The sequence below is a fragment of the Streptomyces sp. NBC_01716 genome (genome assembly GCF_036248275.1).
GTDB lineage: Bacteria > Actinomycetota > Actinomycetes > Streptomycetales > Streptomycetaceae > Streptomyces.
In genome coordinates this window covers 8,585,653-8,608,969 of record NZ_CP109181.1, presented here as the reverse complement: position 1 = coordinate 8,608,969, position 23,317 = coordinate 8,585,653, and the positions used below count along the sequence as shown (strand labels likewise).

General features: G+C 68.4%; 17 protein-coding genes and 1 pseudogene. 8 read left to right on the top strand and 10 right to left on the bottom strand.

The features are described 5' to 3' along the window. The first annotated feature begins 597 nt into the window (after positions 1–597). Positions 598–1,101 carry a hypothetical protein gene (locus OIE74_RS38250; protein WP_329377081.1) on the top strand — a complete coding sequence of 168 codons (504 nt, stop codon included), beginning with the start codon at positions 598–600 and terminating at the stop codon, positions 1,099–1,101. A 139-nt stretch (positions 1,102–1,240) separates the two neighbouring features. Here OIE74_RS38250 and OIE74_RS38245 read toward each other — a convergent pair whose 3' ends face one another. Next, positions 1,241–2,437 (bottom strand): MFS transporter, encoded by a 1,197-nt coding sequence (locus OIE74_RS38245; RefSeq protein ID WP_329377083.1) that lies wholly within the window; start codon positions 2,435–2,437, stop codon positions 1,241–1,243. Between the two features lie 259 nt (positions 2,438–2,696). Here OIE74_RS38245 and OIE74_RS38240 point away from each other — a divergent pair, with 259 nt between their 5' ends. The 4 genes from OIE74_RS38240 to OIE74_RS38225 all read left to right on the top strand — a co-directional run bounded on the left by OIE74_RS38240 (position 2,697) and on the right by OIE74_RS38225 (position 6,571). After that, complete coding sequence (locus tag OIE74_RS38240) at positions 2,697–3,971, top strand: 4Fe-4S cluster-binding domain-containing protein (RefSeq protein ID WP_329377085.1); 1,275 nt, start codon at positions 2,697–2,699, stop codon at positions 3,969–3,971. Continuing rightward, positions 3,968–4,576, top strand: a complete 609-nt coding sequence (locus OIE74_RS38235) for a uracil phosphoribosyltransferase (protein WP_329377087.1) — start codon at positions 3,968–3,970, stop codon at positions 4,574–4,576. Before OIE74_RS38240 ends, OIE74_RS38235 begins: the two co-directional genes overlap by 4 nt. A gap of 18 nt (positions 4,577–4,594) precedes the next feature. After that, positions 4,595–5,839, top strand: coding sequence for an amidohydrolase family protein (locus OIE74_RS38230; RefSeq protein WP_329377090.1), 1,245 nt, complete (start codon positions 4,595–4,597; stop codon positions 5,837–5,839). A 546-nt stretch (positions 5,840–6,385) separates the two neighbouring features. Further along, positions 6,386–6,571, top strand: coding sequence for a hypothetical protein (locus tag OIE74_RS38225; protein ID WP_329377093.1), 186 nt, complete (start codon positions 6,386–6,388; stop codon positions 6,569–6,571). Positions 6,572–6,729: 158 nt separating this feature from the next. On the opposite strand, the gene OIE74_RS38220 is transcribed toward OIE74_RS38225, so the two are convergent. The 4 genes from OIE74_RS38220 to OIE74_RS38205 form a co-directional block, all read right to left on the bottom strand. Beyond that, complete coding sequence (locus OIE74_RS38220) at positions 6,730–8,217, bottom strand: UvrD-helicase domain-containing protein (protein WP_329392115.1); 1,488 nt, start codon at positions 8,215–8,217, stop codon at positions 6,730–6,732. Beyond that, positions 8,214–8,690 (bottom strand): hypothetical protein, encoded by a 477-nt coding sequence (locus OIE74_RS38215; protein WP_329377095.1) that lies wholly within the window; start codon positions 8,688–8,690, stop codon positions 8,214–8,216. Before OIE74_RS38215 ends, OIE74_RS38220 begins: the two co-directional genes overlap by 4 nt. 2 nt (positions 8,691–8,692) lie before the next feature. Then, on the bottom strand, positions 8,693–9,601 hold the full coding sequence (locus OIE74_RS38210) for a DUF6083 domain-containing protein (protein ID WP_329377097.1): 909 nt from the start codon (positions 9,599–9,601) through the stop codon (positions 8,693–8,695). Positions 9,602–9,771: 170 nt separating this feature from the next. Further along, positions 9,772–10,035 (bottom strand): helix-turn-helix transcriptional regulator, encoded by a 264-nt coding sequence (locus OIE74_RS38205; protein ID WP_329377099.1) that lies wholly within the window; start codon positions 10,033–10,035, stop codon positions 9,772–9,774. A 185-nt stretch (positions 10,036–10,220) separates the two neighbouring features. On the opposite strand from OIE74_RS38205, the gene OIE74_RS38200 reads away from it, so the two are divergent. After that, positions 10,221–11,297 (top strand): hypothetical protein, encoded by a 1,077-nt coding sequence (locus tag OIE74_RS38200; protein ID WP_329377101.1) that lies wholly within the window; start codon positions 10,221–10,223, stop codon positions 11,295–11,297. Positions 11,298–11,383: 86 nt separating this feature from the next. Here the strand turns inward: OIE74_RS38200 and OIE74_RS38195 are convergent, their stop codons facing one another. From OIE74_RS38195 to OIE74_RS38185, 3 genes are all read right to left on the bottom strand, one after another. Then, on the bottom strand, positions 11,384–12,229 hold the full coding sequence (locus tag OIE74_RS38195) for a Dyp-type peroxidase (RefSeq protein WP_329392582.1): 846 nt from the start codon (positions 12,227–12,229) through the stop codon (positions 11,384–11,386). Between the two features lie 253 nt (positions 12,230–12,482). Further along, a complete protein-coding gene (locus tag OIE74_RS38190) occupies positions 12,483–12,827 on the bottom strand; it encodes a hypothetical protein (RefSeq protein ID WP_329392111.1) in 345 nt (114 codons plus the stop codon). A gap of 60 nt (positions 12,828–12,887) precedes the next feature. Then, positions 12,888–19,754: an RHS repeat-associated core domain-containing protein gene (locus OIE74_RS38185; protein ID WP_329392110.1), complete on the bottom strand. Its 6,867-nt coding sequence runs from the start codon at positions 19,752–19,754 to the stop codon at positions 12,888–12,890. 310 nt (positions 19,755–20,064) lie between these two features. Here OIE74_RS38185 and OIE74_RS38770 point away from each other — a divergent pair. Both OIE74_RS38770 and OIE74_RS38180 read left to right on the top strand, forming a co-directional pair. Further along, positions 20,065–20,580 (top strand): annotated as a pseudogene (locus OIE74_RS38770) (hypothetical protein); the annotation flags it as partial. Between the two features lie 58 nt (positions 20,581–20,638). Next, positions 20,639–20,989 carry a nucleic acid/nucleotide deaminase domain-containing protein gene (locus OIE74_RS38180; RefSeq protein WP_329392109.1) on the top strand — a complete coding sequence of 117 codons (351 nt, stop codon included), beginning with the start codon at positions 20,639–20,641 and terminating at the stop codon, positions 20,987–20,989. Between the two features lie 934 nt (positions 20,990–21,923). Here the strand turns inward: OIE74_RS38180 and OIE74_RS38175 are convergent. Continuing rightward, entirely contained in the window at positions 21,924–22,415 is a 492-nt protein-coding gene (locus OIE74_RS38175) for a hypothetical protein (protein ID WP_329392108.1), read from the bottom strand. Continuing rightward, on the bottom strand, positions 22,412–23,290 hold the full coding sequence (locus OIE74_RS38170; RefSeq protein WP_329392107.1) for a helix-turn-helix domain-containing protein: 879 nt from the start codon (positions 23,288–23,290) through the stop codon (positions 22,412–22,414). The genes OIE74_RS38175 and OIE74_RS38170 overlap by 4 nt, the downstream gene beginning before the upstream one ends. Positions 23,291–23,317 lie beyond the last annotated feature (27 nt).

The window sequence follows — 23,317 nt, the reverse complement described above, 5'->3', positions numbered from 1 at the left end:
CGCAGGAGCCGGCCCCGGAGTGGGACCACGCTCTCCTGTCCGATCCCGCTCTGACCGGCATGTCCCGGCGGCAACTGAGCGATCTCACCGACACTTTGGCCCTCGACGGCGACGTCAAGCACGGCCGCCCGCCCCGGCTCGCCTTTCCCGACAGGTCCTGGCAGCCGTCCTTCACCCGCAGGTCGCACTGGCCGCGGAACCCCTCACCGTGCTGTTCGACAGCAGTCGGACCGCCGTGCACCGCACTCTGCTGAAGATCAGGACACTGCTCAAGGCGCACACCATCATCATCCCGCCGGCGGCCACCCCGCCCTCCGCCCTCACAACCCTCCAGGCTCGCGCTCGAGCCCTGAGCGGCGACCCCAGCAGCGTGATCAAGACAACGTGTTAATGATCTGCAAGCCCTTAGGGGGTGTCTTGCTCGTCGCAGCGAGACAACCAACTTGCCGAAGCAGCGCGAGCTCAGCCCGGTGAAGGGCTTCTATCCGGGACGGCACGGACGCCGTGATCACACCAGCCACAACAAGATCGTTTCACTCGGTGAGAAGCAACCATCGCCCCGTACCCTCTCGGCCTGAGCCGGTCCAGAATGCCGCCATGGCCGAGGAAGAGCGCAACAAGGCAGCTGCACGTTCATTCCTGTCATGCGCCACCGAGGTGGCGCGGCTGATGGATCTCGGGAACGCGGCCGACATACCGGAAACACGCCGCGCACGGCACCTGGCCCATGCGGTGCGCAGGCCGCTGCTCGAACGAGCCCACCTGCCCGAAGAGTTCTTCGCCCCGTTGATGGCCGCAGCCGTCTACGACCCGGACCCCAGCTTCTGCCTCTGGTTCGTCGAACCAGCGGTCTACGCCTTCGGGCGCCGCCAAGTCATGACCGCCCTGCTCGACTATCTACGGAACGGCACGGACGCCGAGCAGGCAGGCGCCGAGCGGGCCTGGTATTGCGCCCATGTGCCGCTCCGCGCAGACCGGTCCCCGGCCTACGCACCCGGCGGAAGTCGCGATCCCGCCATGGATGAATCCCGCGATTTGAGGGACAAGTGGCGGGAAACCCTTCGGCGATCAGCGATGTGCCCGGGCCGCCTCGAAACCTGAGCCAGCCCCGTGGCCATGGGGCTGTTGCTCACTCTGACCCGTTACGGGACAGGTTTTAGACGGTCCCCCGCCGCCATTGCCCTGATCACGATCGTGGCAGCGGCTGAGCCCCCGGACGGTGCCCCCCCCTGGCGGGGCGTCAGCTTTCCGCAGTGGCCGCCATGCTACGCCGTACCGCCAGCAAAAGGGCCACCAGCCCCGGCACCACGGCCACCGTCATCAGAGGCAAGGTGGCCCACCAGCCGACTAGGTCCTTGGCCGCGCCGAACAGAGGAGGTCCCAGCAGAGTCCCCAGGCTGCCGATTTGCGTGACCATGCCAGCTGCCATACCGGCCCCCGAGATCCCTGCCACCGAGGGCAGCGCCGAGAAGACAGCGGCGACCACGATCCCGTTGACGATCATAAGAAGGCCAGCGGCGACGAAGCACGCGAGCCACGTCGGCCCGAGGAAGACACCCGCACCCAGGAAAGGCATCAGCAGCGCGGAGACGAAGAGCGGCTGGGCACGGACACCGCGCTGAGCAAGGAGACCAGCTACCACGCTGCCCACGATACTGGCGGCCGCCACGACCGACGTTAGTGCACCGGCGCGACCCCGCGGCAGGTTCTGTTCCGAGGTAAGGAAGGCTGGCAGCAAGGTCACCACCGCCAGACCGACCATCGAGACGAGCGCAAAGCCGGACGCCAACAGCCACACCGGCGCCCCCAACCGAGCGGTGGACTCGGATTCTGCGGCTCCCTCCTCGAAGTCCGCTCCCCCGGAAACTGGGTCCACCCCCGGTACGGCTGCCCTCAGTGGCGCCCCCCGGTACACCGCAGCCGCCAGCAGGAGCGAGGCAACCGCCGGCACCACCAACCACCCGCGCCAGCCGACCCCTGTCATGAGGCCGCCCGCCGCCGCGGCGGCGAGTCCGGCCGGAATGCACATCCCCCACAGGGCCAGCGCCCACTTGCGCAGGGCCACATCAAGCACTTGCGCCAGCAGAGCCGGACCGGCCACCATAATCGCCACGTAGCCAACGGCTTCTAGCAGACGTGCGAGGAACAGCTGCCAGGCGGCGTTGGCGAACACGGAGGTCCCGAGCCCGCTCAAGCCGATCGTGACCAGCCCGAGGGCTAGCGCCGACCGGCTTCTGCCAGCCCCGGCCCATCGCCCGACCGTCGTGGCGGCCACCGCTGCCACGACCGTGACGCTGGACGTCAGCCAGCCAGCCCCTGTCAGCGACAGGTGGAACCCATCACGCACCTGGTCGAGGAAAGGGGAGAATTTCCCCAGGGACACTGCGGCCGCCACACCGGCCGACAGAACCACCGATACCGCCGCCCGCTCCGACATCCGGATGCACTCCCTCCGTTTAATAATGGCGACGGGCCATTAATTCACCCGATTCCCGGATCAGCCACGCTGATTGAAACACGGCGGAGGGAACGGCGACAGCGAACAGATGCCATGACTTTCGTGCCCGCTCGAACGCAACAAGCGCTTTCCAGCCAATCGGCCCCGACCGTTCGAATCACTTGACGGACGATAGGTCGCGACGCAGGATATTCTATGCGTCAACTAGGGGAGGGAAATTTTGCATCATCCGCATCTCATGGACGCTTTCCGTGACCCTTCGGTCGCCCGCGAGCGGGTTCTCCGTTCCTTCCATCATCAGCTCGAAAATATTCCGACTCAGGGATCGAGCTTCTTCATTCATCTGAGCGAACTGTGCCCGGTGGCATGCGAGCACTGTATGTATTCATCAGACCTGGAGCGGAAATCAGAGAAGACCGCACTCTCCAAGAGTGAGCTTGAGGACGCGATCCGATTCATTTCAGAATCCTCCTCGCAGAAGCTCAACATAACCGGCGGGGGGGAACCCTTTCTCAAGTTCTCCAGCATTTTGCGTCTCCTAGAGACGGCCAAGGTCCCAAGAATCGAAATCGTCACCGCCGGCCACTGGGCCACAACCCCCAAACGCACGGCGCGCATGATGCGCCAGATCGACGAAGCACGCTCTCGCAATGCCGTCAACCCCGAGCTACTGCTTCGGCTGAGCATCGACCGCTACCACCTCAACGCGCCCCGCCCGGTGCGGATCGAGCAGTACGGCAACGTACTTCGCTGCTGGTCAGAGACCCAGCCGAGCTTCGCTGTAGGGCTACGCAGCATTCAGCCGGACATGGGCACGGTGGACCGGGCGATCGCGGATGAACTCGGCGCGGGCATCGCCGAAGTGGACGGCTGGAACCGCCGGCTCCTGCTGCCCGGCGGCAAGACCGTTCCCCTGACCTTCAATGTCTTCCGGCGCAGCGGAAAGGCCCTTCGCCTGGCGGAGGACCACCGGGACGCCAGCAAGACCATCCGGGAGTATTACGGCCCCTTCGAGTCCCAGCCTGGAAACCTGTCGCTGGCCACCGCCGTGAACGACGCGATTCGCGGGGATTACACGGCCAGTACCGGAGTCGCCGTCACGCTCAACTCCGACGGAACGTTCTGGATCTTCTGCGGCACCGCTCCCGACCGCAAACTCCTCCTGGAGAAGCAGAGCTTCGCCGAGGCGGTGGCGTACTTCTTCGACGACCCCATCACTCATCTGCTCGTCTACGAGGGAATCTGGGCCCTGTCCGACCTCGTCATGGAAATGGCCCCGAAGACCCATGCGGCAGCCCTGGCCAAGAACGACTCCGCTTCCCTGGTGGACGATCTACTCGCCCCCGACGACGTCCGGCTCGCCGTCACGCTGATCTCGGCCCAGCAACAAGTAACCCGAAACCGTGCCACGGTCGACGCGGAGCATCCGCTCGCCGGGCTGCTGGCCGATCCGGCGGTCGACGTGGCGGAAATGTGCTGTGGCCTCATCCTCGGGAACAGGGAAACGCGGTGACCTTCGCAGCGGAAGCACCCGACGACGAGAAGCGTTACGCCCGGCTGCAGCACACCACCGATCCCGGCGAGGCCCGGCACGGCCTCATCGGGATCGGCGGCGTCCTGGGCCTGCGGACCGCCGAGATCATGCGCGCCGAACTCGGTGCCCTGCGGGACGTGTTGTGCGTGTTCGTGCTGCGGGGCGGCGCACTGATGTACCCCGGCTTCGCGACGGCCTTCCCGCAGGCCGACTTCTGCGTGCTCGGTATGCGGCGCACGGCCGACCGACTCCGCGTGGACCACCAGTACATGACGGACGTTCCGCGGGGCAGCTATCAAGCGACGGTCTACATCGACTGCGTAGCGGCCACCGGAGGCACACTGCTGGCAGCCAGAGAAGCGATCACCGCCCGATGCGACACCGGTCATGAGGTGGCCGCAGTCGTCAGCAGCGCCGCAGCGGCCACCGACAGAGTCCGGGCGACGGGCATCAGCTTCGTCGGTTTCAGCCTCTACGAGGACCTCGACGGCCAGGTGGTCACCCCCGACATGGGAGAACTCGACGCCGGCGATCTCTTCAGCGGCGTCTCGTGGCCTTCTGTACCCGACGGATCCGAGCGGTGACCCCGGAGGCGGACCCACGTGTTGCTGCTGACGAACGCCCAGCTTCCAGACGGCCCACTGACGGACGTGCTCCTGCGCCGCGAACACATCCACGCCGTCGGCCCGGTCGGCAGCTTGGAAACCAACGTTGAACACGTCGATCTGACCGGTTACCTCCTGCTGCCTGCCCCCGCCGAGCCCCACTGCCACCTCGACAAGGTCCTGCTTGGCAGGTTCGACGGTCAAGGACGAGGAGATCTGGAGAGCGCGGTCGAGTCCTGGTACACAGCCCGCAGGACGGTCTCCCGGGCTGATGTGCGAGACCGGGCGCTGAGCGCCGCCTCCAAACTCCTGGCGGGCGGCGCGACCGCCATCCGCACCCATGTGGACGTCGGGGAGACGACCGGGCTGATGCTGGTCGAAGCTCTGACGGAAGCGCGTGAACTGCTGGCGGAGCGGCTTGACCTCCAGATCGTAGCCTTCGTGGACTTCCCGCTCCGCGGCCGTGCCGGAGCCAGCAACCGCGCTCTGCTCGCGGACGCGCTCAAGGCGGGCGCCGACGTGGTGGGCGGTGCGCCCTACCGGGACGACGATCCGTCGGCGTGCCTCGACATCCTCATGGACACGGCGGCCGAGGCCGGGCGCCCAGTGGATCTCCATGTCGACGAGACTCTCGACCCGGACTCGACCACGCTCGGCGGACTCGCCGAGTGGGTCCTGAGGAGCGGCTTCCCCCACCACGTCACCGCGAGCCACTGCGTAAGCCTCGGCAGCCAGCCGCAGGAGCTGGTGGAGCGGACGGCCGCCCGGGTCGCCGAGGCCGGGATCTCCGTCGTGGCCTGTCCGCAGACTAACCTGTATCTCCAAGCCCGGGGCCACACCCGCGCCGTACCGAGAGGACTCACAGCGATCGCCGCGCTCCGCGCCGCCGGGGTCACCGTGGCGGGCGGTGGAGATAACGCTCGGGACCCGTTCAACCCGCTGGGCCGGTTCGACCCCATGGATACGGCATCGTTGCTGGTCCTGGCAGGTCACCTGACGCCGCGCTCCGCCTACGACGCCGTCAGCGGAGCAGCCCGGACGGCCATGGGCCTGGCCCGCACGACGATCGAAGCCGGAGCTCCCGCTGAGCTGCTGGCCGTACGGGCGAACGCCCTCGCCGACGCCATGGCGGACGCCTGGGCGGACCGTGCGGTGATCCACCGGGGCCGCCTCGTCTGCCGCACCTGGCACGAGCGGGTCTTCCCCGCGGGCCGGTCCCCCGGTGCACGCGGTACCGGGTGAGCGCCGGTCCAGGTTGCCGCAGACGAACTTCTTCGTCGTGCGCCCCAACTCCCCGCCTCTGTAGAGCAGTTCCCACAGGCCACGTGGGTGCGCTCCGAACGGGAGATAGCGCGAGAACGGGTGCGGCTGCGGGAAACCGGCCCACGTTACGGCGCCTGAACCTGCCGGTGTCCGGCGGTTCTGAACTCTTGCAGGCGCTGTCACGATCCCGATCCCCCGACTGAGCCGGTCGCCTGTCTCGGCATTCTCCTATCCGGTCGTGCTACCTGCCTGGCCCACTTCGACGGGCTCTCATCCCGCGCCTCGTCGCTCCCCTCGTGGACGGCTTGGCTGCTGGCGAGGTCGATGGGCCCCAGCGGTCCGGTGAGGCTAAGTCGTCGTTTCTTTTGGCGTGATCGTTCGTTGTGCTGAGCATGACGAGCCTTGCTGAGCGGTTGGTGCCCAACGAGTTGTGGAAGCTGTTTCGGCTGGGTCGTGTCGCCGACGGAGGTCACACGCCCGCAGGGCGGCGGGCGTCGGCGGGCTGGTGAGTGAGTGAGTGAGTGAGTGAGTGTTTCAGATCTCTGGTCCCTGGGGGACTGCGGTCCTGCGGCACATCCGTCCTGGGATCTCGTCAGCGCGCTGATTCACCTCGTTGACAAGGCGACCGAACATCTGGCCCAGAGTCACTTGGCGCTGGACCGTCTGTTCGGCAACATCGACGAAGACCTCGGACAACCTTTGCTCACCTGAGCCTCACCAACGTTACGGGGAAGGGCCGCACGTGGTGCTTACCTTTACGGCTCGTACCCCTGGGCGGTGAGGGGCAGACGTTGCTTACCCATGCGCGGGATCAGCTCATGCGTGCCGGCGGCGCACGCCTTGCCCGGTTCGGTGGTCCGGTCTGGTGTTCATGGTGGCGACGGTGCCGGCTGCGGTGCGGGGTTTCCGTCGGGGTGGTGGTGAATCCAGGACAGTCCTCCGAGGTCGAGTCGGGTGCGGGCGCGGGTGACGGCGACGTAGGCGAGGCGTGCTTCGGTGTCGTCGATGGGGCCGGGGACGGGGCGCCCGTTGTCGTCTTTCTGGTCGGTGTCTTTGGGTGGGGTGAAGTCGGGGGCGATGCGTACGGTGTTCCATTCGCGGCCTTTGGCGCGGTGGGCGGTGGAGACGGTGACGTCGGAGCGCGTTTCGGGGGTGAGCTGATCGACGGCGGCCAGGATCGCTTCGGGGCCGTGCTGGTCGATGAGGTCGACAAACGGTTTCAGGTCGCCGCCGGCGGGGTCGTGTTCGGCGTAGTCCTGGAGTTCGCCCCAGGAGGCGAAGAGGAGGAGTTCGGGGTGCCAGGTGGGGCGGCCCTCCTTGAGGTCGCGGGCGGCGCCTGCCAGGGCGCGCAGGCTGTCTCCGCCTCCGGCGAGGGCAACGGACTGGCCGGTGGCGAGGTGGTTCATGACTTGGGTCATGGCGCCGATGTTGGTGCGGCACAGCACTGCGTCGGGGGCGGCGGCGGGGGCGAGATCGGTGGGGATGGTGGGGGTGCCGGTCAGGCGGATGGGGGCGCCGGCGATGGTCAGCCACCGGTTGGCTTCGGTAGCCAGGCGGGGGCCGAAGCGGAAGGACTGGGACAGGGACAGGGCGTGGCCGTCGAAGCCGGTCATGACGTCGCGGGCACCGCGCCAGCCGTAGATGGCCTGGGCGGAGTCGCCGACCATCACCAGCTGGGCGTGGTCGCGCTGGGCGGTGAAGACCTGTTCGAGGACGGGGTTGGTGTCCTGGGCCTCGTCGAGGAGGAGGAAGTCCGCCTCGATTCTCGGGCCGGTCAGTGCCCAGATTTTGAGGTAGTGGTCGTGGTCGAAGCGCACGACGCCGGTGTCGGGGTGCTGGAGGTCGGCCCACGCTTTGCGGGCGAACGGCAGTACCACGTGGGCGAGCTGGGCGTGCAGGGCGTGGTCTTCGAGGCCGCGCAGGCGCGGTACGTGAGAGCGGCTGAGGTGACGGTCGGCGGAGTGGCAGTAGTGGGTGACGGTGCGCAGCACGGCGTGGGACAGGGCCTTGTGGGAGACGTCGCGTTCGCCGATGCGGACGTTCTTGGTGATGCCCAGATCTCTGCCGGTTTTCCACCCTGCCTGGCGGGGGCCGTTGAGCCGGCGGGTGTAGCGGTGGCCGGTAGCGGCGAATGCGAGGGAGTGGGCTGTCCGGCAGGTGACGGTGGGCGGGAAGCGGGCGGCGGCGCCCTGGGCGATGGCCTTGTTGAAGGCGATATAGCGGCCCCGGCGTCTCGTCCGTGTGGCGAGGAGGACCAGGGTGCTGGTCTTGCCGGTACCGGCACCGGCCTGGAGGGCCAGGTGTCCCCCGGTGGTGAAGGCGTCGGCAGCGGCGGTCTGTTCGTCGGTCGGGTTCAGCACGCGGGCTCTCCGGTGGTGTGGGTGAGGGTGCGGCCGACGGCGGCCACGAGCCGGTCGGGGCTGGTACGGGTCAGAAGCTCGCTTAGGGCGTGCTCCAGGTCCGCGGCCTGCCGCCGGGCGTGATCCGCCAGGGCCCTTCTGATGACCTGCGCCACGAAGAGGCTCGGTTCCTGGCCTTCATGTTCCGCGGCATGACGGATCGCGGCGGCAGCGGCGGGGCTGAAGGCGACAGAGAGAAGAACCTGTCCCGCCTGGTCCGGGTAATGGGTGCTGAGACAGTCGAGGGGAAGCAGTCCTTCGAGACGGCGCCGGGCGCGGTTCAGGGCCCGGCCGGGATTCCTGGCTTTGATCACTGTCATCAGGCGCGTCGTGTCATGGTTCGCAGCAAGTGGCAGGGCCTGGGAGGCGCGGGCGAGTTCGGCCGGGGTGGCGGGCCGGGTCAGGGTGATCTCAAGGGCGTGGCGGGCCATGGTCACCCCTCCCCGGTCCGCGGCGAGTTGAGCTGTTCGTATCCCTGCCTCCGGGCACCGGCGGGGGTCGTGAGCGGCAGGCGGGGGTGGATGTGCTGGTGGTGGAGCAGGGGGTCGAAGGTTTTCCAGTCGGCGAGCGCGAGGTCGGCGCCGGTGGGGGTGGCGGCGTGGGCGGGGCAGTGCTGGGTGCGCCAGCGCAGCTGCCCGGCGTAAGGGAGGCGGGTGAGGTCGTAGACCGCCATACCGGTCCCGGGCAGGGCAAGTTGCCCGCGCACAGCGGTGGCAGGCATAAGCGTCCAGATGCCGGCCGGGGCACCGGGGGCCAGAACGGGGAGGGTGCAGCGGCGGCGTGTACGGGTCTGGGCGACGCACCGGATGTCCTCGACCGGACGGTCGGCGAGGTAGCGCCCGTAGAGGATCTGCACAACGGGGCGGGCCGGGCGGCAGCCCTCCGCCTGGGACTCGGAATGGGCGGGCTGGGCGGTGGTGGGGGTGAAGGCGCCGGTGTCGATCATCCGGCGGGTGCGCAGGGCGAGGCGACGGCGGAACTCGGCCAGGTCCGGTGTCAGCGGATCAGGTGCCTCGCGGCCGGGGCACAGGAGCGGGTGCGGGATCCGGCACCAGGCCGTGCCGTCGCTGGCGGGGTAGGCCGTGCCGGAGCTGACGTGCCAGCGACAGGTCGACGGAATCACGCTGGTAGGTAGTTCGTGGGGGTGGAGGGCGACGGGCCGGTGGCCGGTGCGGTCGTACCACTCGATGAGGTTGCCGCACGCGGTGCAACGGCCGCTCTGCCCGGCGCGCAGGAGACGGCTGCTACTGGTCGACGCGACCCGCAGCCGACGGTGGTGACGGTGCGCCTGGGGCTGGGTACCGTCCCAGCGGCGCCTGGTCGAGGCGGGTGTGGAGTGCATGGCGGCGAACGTGCCAGGCGGCACGCCGCCCGGCGGGCGTCGCGGCCGGACATGTCCCCCGGACAGCCTCTTTCACTGCCACACCCGTACGGTCACCCGCTCGCGTGTTCGCGGGTCGTCACCGGTACGGGTGATCCGTCCCGTGGTCCTGAGAGGCGGGCCGAACGGTCTCAGTCGTCCTGCGGGGCTGGGGGTTCGTGGCCGGCACAGAGGGTGCCGAAGAGTTCGTCGAGCGGGGCGCCGAGAGCGTGGGCGAGGGCGTGCCAGGTGGCCAGGGTGCCGATGGTGCGTCCCTGCTCGATCTCGATGAGGGTGCGCCGTGACAGGCCGCTGCGGGCGGCCAGTTCGTCATAGGTCCAGCCGTGATCGCCCCGCAGCCGCGCCAGCTCCAGGCGCAGTGCTTCGAGGTTCGGTTCCGGCGGGAAGATCGTCACTTCCCCATCCGAAGGTGCAGACCCCTGCCCTGTCAGTGCAGACCTCTGCCCTACTTGTGCGGGACGGTAGGCCGAACGAGAGGGCAGAGATCTGCACTACGGTGCGCCCACCACCCCGCTCCCCCGCCTCAGGTCACCGAAGGACCCCGTACCGGCGCGGCCAGACAAGGAGGAACACGCGCCCCATGAGGCTGTGCACCACCGCATACGAGACGGTGCGACGCACCTGGACGGTCGAACTACGCCCCCACGCAGACGGACCGGCCCTCCACTGCCCGCAGTGCGCCACGAGTTCCACCCCGGTGGCGGCCGCCTCCGCACGGGCCACCGTCCTCGCGCATCTGGCCCGTCACGCGCGCCGGTCGGCACTCCCCGGCCACCTGCGGACCTGCCAGTGCCACCAGCACGGCTGCCACTGGCACCCCCGACACCGCGGCTGCGCCGGACCGATCCTTCTCGCCCTCACCCGCGAACGCAGCGGCCGCACCTGGCGTCTCGCCGACGTCTGTGCCGCCTGCGCCGCAGCCACCGCGTACACGGCCGTCGTCCCCGACACCACCCCCGCCACAACGGCCAACGGATCGGCGCCCTCTGGCCGCGGTCCGGGCAGGAGAAGACCGCCCAGAAGGCCCGGCGGTCTGTCCGGGCAGCTCCGCGTCCAGGAAATGCTCAGCTACCTCGCCGCCGCCCTCCCCCACGACGCAAGCACTGAAGCCCGGCTGCTCGCCTTCCAATGCGCCCTGCGCACCGACAGGCACGGACAGGCCCACCTGCCCGCCGGGCTCCTGCGCGGCATGCGCCTGCGCCACGACCCCGCCCCGTGGCAAGAACTCGAAGCGGCCCGCTGGCTACAACCCCTCACACCAGCAGACAACGCACCCCGCCACCACGCCCGCACCGTTCAACTCCTCGACCCCGACGTCCTCAACCAGGCCCCCAGCCGCACCGACCGACACCAAGCAGCCGACTGGGCCCTGCGCATCATTGCCTCACTGCCTCCGGGCGCCCATTCACCCCCGGCGCGCCTTACCCACCTGGCCCTCACCGCTCACCGCTCCCCCGGGACTGCGCACTCCAGCACTGAAACCGACCGCCTGTCCCGCGCCTGCGGCCTCAACCCTCACGATCTGGAACAGACACTCGACCAACTGGTACTTGCCGGCGTCATCACCCAATGGCGGTTCAGCCAGGACAGCGAAGAGGTGCACTGGGCCCCGGCCCCGTCCACCCCTCACGCATCCCGGGCACAGGGCGGCGTGTGACGTGAGGCGGCAGGCTGCGCCGGGGGCTCATCAGCGAGAGCGCGTACGGAGAAGGTGCGTGCCCGTCAGGGGAGTTCACACGATCTCTAGCTGAGGGCGTCGATCCACGCGTCGCCAGGCGGCGGTACAAAGAAGTACCCACCGCCGGTCGTGAGCACGTACTTCGCCAATGCCTCACCCTCAAGCCGCTTCTGGACCGCCTCGAAACCTTCGACCAGGTCCCGCTGGTAACAGTTGAAGATGATGCCGGTGTCACCGTCACCACGGTCGTAGCTGTAACTACGCCGCACCAATGGGGGCGGATTGCGGCGGTCGGGGGCAGCGAGCCGCACATGCGAATCCAGAGGCGTGAGCCGGCCCTTCGGGTCGGCCGCGAAGTTCGGCTCCTCACTGACCGGCGCCCCGTCCAGCCACCTCCCGTCACGCCGCCGGCCCACAATCCGCTCCTGCTCATCCACAGAATCCTTGTCCCACAACTCCGTCGCGAACCGAATAACCCGCACCACCTGATAACTCCCCCCAACCGCCCACTCCGGCTCACCCTGCCCCTCCCGCACAACGACCCGGTCAGCGACCTCCCGCTCCGACACCGGATTCCCGAACCCCTCAGTGAAATCAAACGGGTTACGGGAAAGCCCCCGACCCTCCTCGACACGATTGTCCGCCCGGAACCCTTCGATGGCCCAGCGGACGACCCAACCGGCCTCGGCGGCAACCGTCTTGACTCTCTCCACGGCTTCCCGCACCGCCTCCGCATCCTCCCCCGCGACCCGCACGAGAAGATCACCGTGCGACCGCGCGGGATTAAGCAGATCTCCGAGGAAGGACGGCATCGCTTTCAACTGCCGCGGCCCGGGAACTCCGGCGCCCTCGAAAAGGGACGCTCCCGCCCCGAAGGTCACGGAAATCCGATCCCCGCTAATGGTCCGCACACCCCGAACTAGCGCCCCCACTGCGCGCCCACGATCAAGCACTACGATTCCTACGCAACGCTCTGGCGGCTCGGCCCCCACAACGGCTAGCCCCCCAAGGGCTGTTGCCGCTCCAAAGCTGTTTTCCTCCTCCGACGAGCCACTCCTCAGGTTCGCTGCGGCCACGCCTCCCCCTACGAGCCCCAGTCCGGCCGCCGACCCCGAAACCACCACCGTTCTGCGTCGCACTGGGTCCTCCTGATTTCGACCGTACTCACTCGACAGTGATACGAAGAACGACGCTCTGCGCCATCTGCGGATCGTCAACACTGACTCTTACGCGGACTCTGGATCCGGCCACGGCGAATCGGTGGCAGAAGTCCTCACCAACAAGGTCCGCCACTTCGACCTCACCATTTGGAGCGTCAAACAGCCCGTCGAAGATCCCAACAGCCGCCTCTGCACCGGTCTCTCCTTGAAGAACCGTGACATCAACGGGCCCGATATCAGGGTGAACGACTGCGATCACCATGCAGGTCGCGTTCGCCTCAACCGGAGAATCCACCGGATCAATATCTGGAATATCTCCGTCACCACCGACCGACTCGAAGCGAAGCACCCCCCACGGGACCCCCACTCGAAAGGAAGAGGCTCCGCCTTCCGCATCCACCAGTTACCCCTAGAAGTCTGTGTACGGATTGATTTTGTCGCGTTTGAACTGTGCGGCCGCAATGCCCTGTAGAGAACTACACCTTCGACAGTGCGGGAACAATTGCTGCGGTACCGATTTATCCACAAATGTCGACACAGGCTGATGATCTTTAACCCAAGTCCCATTCGGGTACCCAGAGCTCATGGTGCCGCATGTATGACAGCCGAATTTGTTGCCGATCTTATTGATGTCGACTATTTCTGCGCTATTGAATGCACGCGACTGGTTGCGCGCATCGATCGAACCACCCGCATGCTTGCCAGGGTAGAAGAGCTTACATGCATCACCGTATCCACCCTTTTTACCGCCTATGTTATGGGCAAGTACTGGAGTGTCGCCCGCCAGCACGTAGTAGGTGTGAAGGTCGTTGACGGTGAGGTTGTAGACCGTCGTGCGTTTGGTGTGGTGGGTAACGGCGCTAATCTGGACCCAGGTTCCGCTGCTGGTCTGGAGCCATTGGCCGGTGGTGAGTTCGCCAGCTTCGATCCAGCGGCCGAGGGCCGGGACCCAGAAGGGGTGGCCGTCAGTGGCGGTGACGGTGCTGGTCTTACCCGTGTCGAGGGTGATGTCGACCAGTTGTTTATCGCCCGCGCCCTTGATCAGAGCCGTTACCGGGCGGGGGCCCGATTCACCCGTCTCCGGATCCGTCGCGAGGACCTCATCACCGATCTGGATGTCCTTGATCGGTTTGCGGGTGCCGTCCGCGAGGAGGACCGGGGTGTCGGCCGTGAAGCTGTTGGGGATCTTGACTCTACAACCCGGGCCAGGGATCGCCGACTTGGCGTTGTCGATCTTGCCGAGAGATGCCCACTTGCCGATCATGCCGCCGGCGCAGCCGAGTGCCGCTGAGGTGCCGACCTGGCCCCAGTTGACCTTTCGGCCGGAGAGGCGTTGGCCGAGCCAGTCCAGGCCCGCCTCGCCGAGGCCGCCGATGACGCAGCCGGCGAGCATCGGGCTGTTGCCGGTGGGGTCGGTGTAGGTCGTGGGGGAGCTGAGGGCGTACTGGTAGAGGTTGGTGCCGCCGGCGTGGCCGATGGGGTCCTGGGAGATGAAGCGGCCGGACTCGGGGTCGTAGTAGCGGTTGCGGTAGTAGAGCAGGCCGGTGCCGTCCGACTCGCGGCCCGTGAAGGTGTACGGGTTCGTCGACGCCGTACCCGACGTGGTGGGCTGGCCGTACGGGTCGTACGTGTAGCTCGTCGCGACCGTGCCATCCGCGTTCGCCAGACCCACCACACTGCCCAGCGCGTCCGTCAGGTAGACCTGCGTCGCACCGTTCTCCGTACGGGTCAGGTACTCGTCCAGGCCCGACGTGGCGACCGTCGCCTTCGCAGCGCCTGAACCATCCTGCTCCACCAGCGGGTTGGAGCCGTCCGTCAGGTACTTCTGCGTCGCGTCGCCGAGCGTTTTGCCACTGCGGATGCCCAGGGGGTCGTACGAGAACTGGCTTGCCGGACCGCCCGTGGCGGACTGCACCCCGGACAGCTGGCCGCGGGCGTTCCAGTCGTACGTCCGTTTGCCGTCGGACTTCAGCTGGCCGTCCGCGTCGTACGTGAACGAGCGGCCTCCCAGGGACGTCACCCGGTTGTCCTTGCCGAACACTGCGCCGTTTTCGGCGGCGGGGAGTGCGACGGAAGCCAGGCTGCCCGTGAGGCCCGTCTGCAAGCCCTGAGTGTCACGGGTGTAGGTGAGGTCGCCGACCGCAGCGGCACCGCGCGTGTAGTCGATTCCGGAGACCACGCCCGTCTTGTCCAGCGTGGTCGTCCGTGCGATGCCGCCCGGCAGGTTCGCCGTCTTCTCACGGCCCACCGCGTCCAGACCGAAGCTCACCTCCTGGCTTCCCGAGGTGACGGAGGTGAGGATGCTGGAGGTGTCGTAGCCGTACGTGGTGGTGGTCCCGGCCGCCGTCATCTCCTTGCGGCGGTCCGCCCCGTCGTAGTCGTAACCCACCGTGCCCGTCGGGCCGTTGAGCGTCTTGAGCCGGTCGTACGCGTCGTAGGCGAAGCTCTCCGTGCCGGCCTGCGTGTCCGTGACCGTCTTCGGCAGGTCCACCGCGTCGTACGCATACGTGGCCGTCGACTCGGCCACACCCGCCGCGTTCACCCCGTACTTGGCGTTCTTCGCCCGCCCCAGCAGGTCGTACTCCGCTGTCGCGACCAGGCCCGAGCGGCTCGTCGCCTTCGTCAGCCGGCCCGCCGCGTCGTACCCGAACAGCGCCTGCGCGCCCAGCGGGTCCGTCACCGACTCCGTACGGTCCGCGTCGTCGTACACCCAACTCGTGCTGTTCTGCCGGGCGTCCGTCAGCGTCTTGATGTTGCCGTTCTCATCGAAGTCCAGAGACGTCGACTGGCCCAGCGGATCGGTGATCTTCCGCGTCTGGTTCAGCGCGTCATACGTGAGCGTGGTGACCGAGCCCGCCTCGTCCGTGATCACCGTTGGGCGGCCCGCCGCGTCCAGGAACTGAGCCCCCGTTCGGCCCTCCGCATCCTTCACCGAGACCAGCTCGCCGTGACGGTAGGTGTACTCCGTCACCGCGTCCGACGCGTCCGTCACGGTCTTGATCTGACCGTCCGACGTGTAAGTGAGGGTTGTCTCCCGGCCCTCCGGGTCCGTGACCGTCCGCAGATCACCCGACTCGTCGTAGCCGAGAGTCGTCGTGTTGCCCAGTGGGTCGCTCACTGAAGTCGGCTGGTCGTAGGGGCCGTTGTAGACCGCTGTACCCGACTGGCGTGCCTGTGCCGTGCCGGCGAGTTCGGTAGTGCGGGTGACGTATCCGTTGGCGTCGTAGGTGAGTTCCGTGCGCCGGTTGTACGGGTCCGTCACCGCGTCGATCCGGTGCTTCGGACCACGGTGATACTGAGTCTCGCGGGCGAGCGTGCTTCCGTACGCCTCGGTGTCCTTGATGCCGTAACCGTCCGCGTCGAACTCCACCCGCCGGACCGAGCCGCCCGGCTGCGTCACGTTCGCCGACGTGATCTTCCCGGCGCCGGTCTGCGTGTACGCGAACGAGTACTCCGCTCCCTCGGTGAGCGTCTGCTTCTTCACCCGCCCGTCGGCGTCGAACTCGTTCTGCATGTACGTGATGCCGCGGGCGTCGGTTGCCGTCTTGATCCGGTTCGACGTGCCGTCGTAGGTGTACCGGCTGATCTTGCCCGCCGGATCTTTCACCGTCTCCAGACGGCCGGCGTCGTAGGTGTAGGAGGTGGTGCGGCCTGTGTTGTCCGTCGCGGACGTGACGCGGTGCTGGGTGTCGTAGGAGAGTGTGATCCACCGGCCGCCGGGGCTGGTGATCCGGGTGATCTCGCCCTTGTCGGCGTCACTGCCGGCGCGTCTGGTCAGCTTGACCGTGTTGCCGTGCCGGTCGTGGATCGCCTTGAGCGGGCCGTACTGCGGGAACTCCCACACCGTGCCGTCACGGAACGTCAGGTCCCAACGCCCCGTCTCCTTGGTGATCTTCACACCCTGGAAGTCGGACGAGGTGTCGAGCGCTTCGAAGACGGCGTCGTTCCAGCCGGTGCCGGGTGATGTGCGGGTGAAGTGGACCTTGCTGCCGCCCGGCAGATAGAGATCGACCTCCTGCCAGGGGCGTTTGGAGTTCAGGAAGACGTTGTACGACAGGTCGCGGCCGATGCCGAACGCGCGCGGGTGCGGGTCCCCCTGCCAGTACGTCCGCGTGAGCTCCGCGCCACCGCGCGAATCCGCCACCGCCAGGTCCGTGCGGGAGTCGGTGAGCAGGCCCGTCGACAGCTCGACCGGGTCACCGGACAGCCAGTCCATGACGTCCTGGAGCCAGGAGGTGTCCCAGGGGATCAGGTCGTCGGTGTTGAACATGGCGCCGTGGAATGCCCAGACGCGGGTCTTCTTGTCCGGTACGACCTGGGAGCCGTCCGCCGACACCTCGCCGGTGCCGTAGACGTGCCAGCCCTTCTTCTTCGGGTCGTAGTCGAGGAATTTGACCCGGGTGCCCGGGGCTTCACGGGTGTAGTTCGGGTAGATGATCTGCGCGCCCTCGGGGAAGACGTAGGTGCCGCCGGGCTGCACGGTGAAGTACACCGGGACGATGCCGTTCTCCGGCAGCGGGAACGGCGGCCGGTCGATCGGGATCGCCGTGATCCCCAGCTCCGTGACCGGCTTCCCCTTCTCATCACGGACGACCGAGCCCTTGGGGATACGGACTTCGAGCCCCGGGATCTTCGGGGTCTTCAGTACGACATCGGCCTTCGCCGGAGCCGCGAACCTCACCGTGTTCTTCGTGTCCAGCGGCGTCATCCACACCGGGAACCCGAGATCGACCGTCCTACCCGCCTTCAGGCTAATCCGGATGTCGTAACGGCCGTAACTGCGCTTGGAGTTGTTCGCGCTTGCACCCTCGACCACGAGGGTGGTGGACGTGTCCGCGATACCGCTCAGTAGGAACCGGCCGCGCGTGTCGGTCTTCGCACTCTTCTTGCCGACCGAGACCGTGACCTTCGCCAGCGGCTTCCCGTCGAGCTTGAGGATGTGGCCGGTCAGCGTGGTCTTGCCCGGCGGGCCGCGCAGGGCCGGCGGCGCCTTCGGGGCTTTGCCGCGTGCCGTGACCCAATCCCGGCCCGCCAGGCTCGACTTGCCCGGCTGCCAGGCGTCCGGACCGGCCGGGACAACACCGGCCGTCGGCTTCTTCGGCGCGGCCGGCTTGTCCTCGGCGACGTCCACCACCCGCTGCGCCTGCGCGCCCGCCGACAGGGTCAGCTTCAGCGTGCCGCGCGCGCCCCGGTTCGGGTCGACGACCACCCGGTAGGTGCCCGACTCCGCAAGGGCGGCCAGCGGGAACGTGGCAGGTTTACCGGTCGAGACGATCTTCTCGTCGACGATCGCCGTGCCCGACGGCGCGATCACGGACACCCGCACGGTGTCGGTGAACGCATTGTCAGTGACACCGAGGGTGAGCGAGTCGCCGGCCGTCGCCTGGAAGGCGGACTCGGCGTCCTGCGCGAAGCGCGTGATGTCCACGTCGACCGGGCCGCCGGTCGTGGAGAGCTGGGCGACGCCGAGCGGGCGCGACAGGGTCAGGGACAGGTTGCCCGTCGTCGCCGCGTTGCTGGGCAGCGCGGCGAGGGTGTACGTCCCCGAGTCGGGCAGCACCGCGGTGTCGTACTCGGTGCTGGTGGTGCCTGGCGCCAGGAAGAACGCGAACTGCGTCCCGTTCGGCCGCCTGAACTCCATGCGCACGTGGCCGGTGAAGCCGGTCGCCGTCACCCCCAGCGACACACGCTCGCCCGCCTGCGCGGTGAAAGTCGCGCGTCCGTCCTGGCCCGGCCGGTTGAGCGGCAGCTCGACTGTCGGGCCCGCCGAGTCGAGGACGCCCGCGTCGGCGTAGTGCGACCCGGTCACCCTCACCGTGCCGCTGGTCGCCGTGTCCGGATCCAGGGTCAGGGTGTACGTGCCCGACTGCGTCAGCGTGTCGATGTCGATCGCGCCCGCGCCGCCGCCACCCACGAACCGGTTGATCACCTGATCGCCGTCGGGACCGTACAGGCGCGCGTACATGCCCTTGGGCATATCCGCCGAGTCGATACCCAGGCTCAGCGAATCACCGAGCACCGCATCGAAGGTGAGCACACCGTCCTGCCCGGCGCGCGCCAGCGACACCTCCGCCGTCGGGCCGGTCAGGCCCAGCACGCCGGTCTTCGGGGCGGACACGGTGATCGTCGCCTGGCCCACCGCGGTGGCCGCCGGAGTCAGGATCACCGAATACGTCCCCGCCTGCGGAAGGTCCTCGACCTCCCAGTCGTCCGCGACACCCGTCAGCGACTCGTTGCCACCGACCTGCTCACCCTCCGGGTCGTAAAGACGGGCCGTGACCGTGGCATTGAACGTCGAAGCGGTGAATCCGATGCCGATGTCCGCGCCCGCGTCCGCGTCGAAACGAACCTGCGCACGGTTGCCCGGCGTGGCCACCGAGACCGTCGGCGGACTCTCATCCGTCAGCGATGTCACCACCGACGACTCGATCTCGCCCACCCCGGTGCCCGAGAGCACCCGGAACGAATCCGCCGACGTGACCCGGCCGTCCGGCGTCTCGACCTCGACCGGACCCGTGACCGCGCCCAAGGGCACCCGCACCGTCAGCGCGGTGGCCGTACGCGCCGTCACCTGCGCCACGATGCCGCCACCGAAGCGCACCACATTGTCGGTGAGCGCGGGGGCAAACCCCGCGCCGGTGAGAGTGACTTCGGTGTCGACCGTGCCGGAGGCCGGGGCGACCGCCATCAGCGACGGTGCCGGCGTGGCCAGCGTGAACGACTCAGCCGACTGGACCGTCGTGCCACCCGTGGTCACCGACACCTTGCCGCTGGCCGCTGCGGCCGGGACCGTCACCACCAGACGGGTCGCCGTGGCCGAGTCGACCGTGGCCGCGGTCGTACCGAACTTCACCGCGTTCGAGGCCGGTGTGGTCGAGAAGCCGGTGCCGGAGAGCGTCACCTTCGCGCCCGCCTGGGCACGCACCGGAACGAGGGAGAGAACGGACAGCGTGCTCGACGCGAAACGATCGACGCCGAGACGGTTGCCCGCCGCGTCGTACCGGTAGCGCGCCGTCTGACCCGCCGGGTCCGTCACACCGACCAGACGCGAGGCGGCGTCGTACGCGTACACCGCGTTCTTCGTCGTCGGCTCGGCAGCGGCCGCGCTTGCCGGGGCCACCGGGCCGACAGGGGCGGCCGGAGGAAGGAACGGAGGAGCCTGAGATGCCTCGGGCGCCGCTGCCGGCGACGGTGGCGCCGCCTCCGCCGACACCAGACCCGCCGACAGGGCCAGCGCCAGCAGACCCACCGTCAAAGACCGTCTGCGCGCGGACATACGTATCCCAAAACGTTCGCCGTGCATGCGCACCGCGGCCCCTCCCCAAAACCCCCTCATGGATCACGAAGAACCCATGACACCCACACTCCCCATGCGAGCAGTCACAACCTACACACAAACCGTCACGGCCGGGCGGCAAATGACAAGATCACGCCAACAACCTCGAACGGCAAAGCGAAAGACAACCGGAACTGGCTCCAGCGCCGCCAAGAGTTCACACTCCAAGACGGCAGTCACCGGCACAGGCAACCCTGCGGTCATGACGTCGCCGTCTCTCGGCCCATGAACCGGCTCAGAGATCCCACGAATGCGGCGGGCTGCGGCCGTAGACCGTCCATCTGCTGCGCGAAGAGCCCGGTACCAGTGCCGCCCTGTGATCCACCCGTCGCGCAGTTCGGTGCCGAAGGCAAGCGCCGCTTCCCCCTGGGCCCGACTCAGATGCACGGCTTCCCGAGCCGACGCGCGGGCCTGGAGAAGACGGGTGTGCCGCTGCAAATTTCCCCCTACTTCACTGCCGCCGGCGGAAGTGACGTGCTCTCGTTGGGCGTTCTCACGGTTCAGAGCAGTCCTCCGCGCCCGGCAACGGAGTTGGAGGGATGGCTGCGGATCGTCACGCGGGCCGGCTCATCTGTGTGCTCGGCCGGACGCCGTTCTGCAGGCGGTCATGACGGAAGGCTGCGAGGAGGACCTGTACGTCAGCTCGGCCCTTACGACGTTCAACACGTCCTTGGCCGCGCTGGACCGGATCCTGCCGGTCATCGCGACCTCGTCCGTTCTTACGGAAGCGGCGGGCGCTCTCCGGGAGTTGACCGAGACGCTGCGCGGGATCGACGCGGGCGCGTTCGACGAGCGGGAGGGGTGGTGGCCGCGGGTGTTGGACGATGTGCGGCACACCCTCAACTTCCCTTTCTCCGCAGCGTTCGAGTACGTCGACAGGGCCCGGGGAGAAGCACATCGTCACGGGTGCGACGGGATCGGGGCGCGCGCATCCGGAGGAGCTTGTCTGGCGGGAGCTGTCCGCCCAGGGTGTGGCTCCGGGGCAGGTGCGGCGGGTGTTCTGCGAGTTGCAGGCGTGCATGATGCCCGGTCACTACTGCGCGGTGTGGATGCAGAGACTGTTCCCGCAGGCGGAGTTCACGCACGCCTTCGACTACGGCAGTGATGCCGCCTCCCGCGAGGCGGGACTCAAGGGGCTGATCACGCGGGCGGCAGAGCAAGCATGCCGCGGGTGAGCACGGTGAAGTGGGGCCGGCCCGCGGCCGGGCGTGAACCGGCAGGGGCCGCGCTGCTCGGGTGGCTGGCCGATTCCGCGGCGCCGGGCCTGTGTCTGATCACGGGCGGGGCGCGGTGCGGGAAGTCGGCGCTGCTGGGCCTGGCTGGTGCGGCACGGCACCCGTCCCGGCACCGGACGGAGCACACCGTCCAATCGTATGCACCCCTCGCGGGGCAAAGCGCGCACGGCGCGGTCTGAACGATGGCCGATCAGCTGAGTCTTGTCGCCCGGAGGCCTGGAGAGTTCCTGACGCGGCTGGCCGCCGACCGGCGCCGGGCCACGATCGCCCGTCCGGATCTGCACGCGGGCTCTGATCCGGACAGGCTCGCCGGGCTGGTGCTCGCGCTCGATGCCCTGAACCATGTCCGGCTCGTGGTCGAGACCCGCTCGGGCACCGCCGTCCACCGGCAACTGACCTGCTCGGGGGCGGCGTTGATGGATCTGGACGACCCGGCCGCGTTGTGCGTGCGGCCGATCCCTGGCTGGTCACCGCCGCTTTCGACGCGGACAGGAAGGAGCGCGGAGGGGCTGCATTCCGCCTGGCTGCGTGCCGGGCAGTCGCTGTGCCGGGACCAGAGACCCGCAGAGCGGGCACTGGTGCTGCTCACCACCCTGCGCGACGCCGCGGATCCGAGACTGCGGCCCGAACTCGCCCAGTTGGCGGCCACCGCCGACGGCCCTTCGAAGATGACGAATCGCAGTGGAACCTCGCCCTCGAAAAAGTCATCGACGGCATCTGGTAGGAAAGCCCGGCGTCTCAGCCGCAGAAGAGAACGCGACGCGTTCCACACCGCGCCTCAGCCCCTGGCCTGGGTACATCGCGCAGGTCGGCCGTTCGACCGCCTCGGTGATTCCCAGGCCGACGTTCGGCAGTCCTACGCACACTCCCGTGGTCAGCTTCTTCGCAGGCTGGGCAGGCGCGCTCGCCACGCGGGCCGTGACGCAGCGGGAGCGGGCGCTTGGTAGGGCCTGCCGAGAAGGCAGCATGCGGTGGCGTGGTCGCGGCCGGTTGTCTCGGCGGCGGCGGTTATGGAGAGGCGGGCGAGCTGGTGGAGAACGGTCAGCTGGTACTGGAGTGGAGAGACGGGTCCCAGGGGGAGGCGGCGGGCGCGGCGGGCGATGTGGGCGGCGACCTGGTCCCAGGCGGCGGCGGTGGGGTTGGAACTGCGCAGCAGTGTGGTCCAGTTGACGGCCAGTGTGCCGAATGCGCCGCTTACGAGGTCGACGGCGTGGGTGGTGGTGTGGGCCGCGGCGTAGGCGAGGTACGCGTGCTGGTGCAGGGTGTGGAAGGCCCGGAACTCCAACGGCAGGGCGATGTCCGGGCCGGTGGAAGGCAGGGCATCGGCTGTGGGGAGGCGGGCTGTTGGACGGGTGAGGGTGGTCATCCGAACGCTCCCGTGGAGATGCTGCAGGTGATGGTGGTGTCGGGCCCAGCGGGCGTGGTGGCCTGGGCGGCGTCCCACAGGGGGCGGATGGCCTCCGGCTGGCCCTGCAGAGCGGTGACGAGGCGGGTGGTGGTGGGCCAGTCCGGCAGGCGGTCGCCCTGGAGTGCGGCGGTGATGTCGGCTGCGGACAGGTGGGTCCTGGCCCGGAGAAGGTCGATGGGCGGCTGGGCGGCGGCCAGGTGCAGACCCCGCAGTGCGGCGTGAAGGGCGGTGGGCAGTACGACGTGGTAGCCGCGCGCGGTGTCCCACAGGGGCCGCACTTCGAGCGGGTCTCCGCCGCAGGACACCACAAATCTGCGGGTCACGCCCCATGAGGGGACACGCTCGCCGCTGAGGATGCGGGAGATGTACGAGGGATCGACACACGCTTCGGACGCGAGTTCTTTGTGGTTCTTCTTGCTGGTGCGCTGGAGCTGGGACAGCGCGCTGGCGAGGATGACGCCTGGCCGGCCCGGGGGGCCGCCGTCGGCGCTGCCGGTACCGCCGGCCGGACGCAGCGGGCGGCGCGGTGCCCGCTCCGGATGACGGGAGCGGGGTGGTGGCACCACGGGCGGCGCCGACGCGGTGGCCCGCTCGCGGGCCGCGAGCACGTGCCGATTCACGGTGTCCACACTTACGTGCAGGGCCGATGCGACCTCCGAGGTCTTCATCTTGGTGCGGCACAGGACCACCACGGCCTTGAGTAACTCCTTCATGATCTGGTTACACTCGGCGTACAGGCGGAGCGCACGGTCGACGTCACCGGTCGTGCTGGCTTCCTCGAGCAGAGCCGCGTGCCGGGCCAGGGCGGCCGCGGTGTCGGCGGTGTCGTTCACGCGCGGGTTGGCCTTGCGGTAACGGGC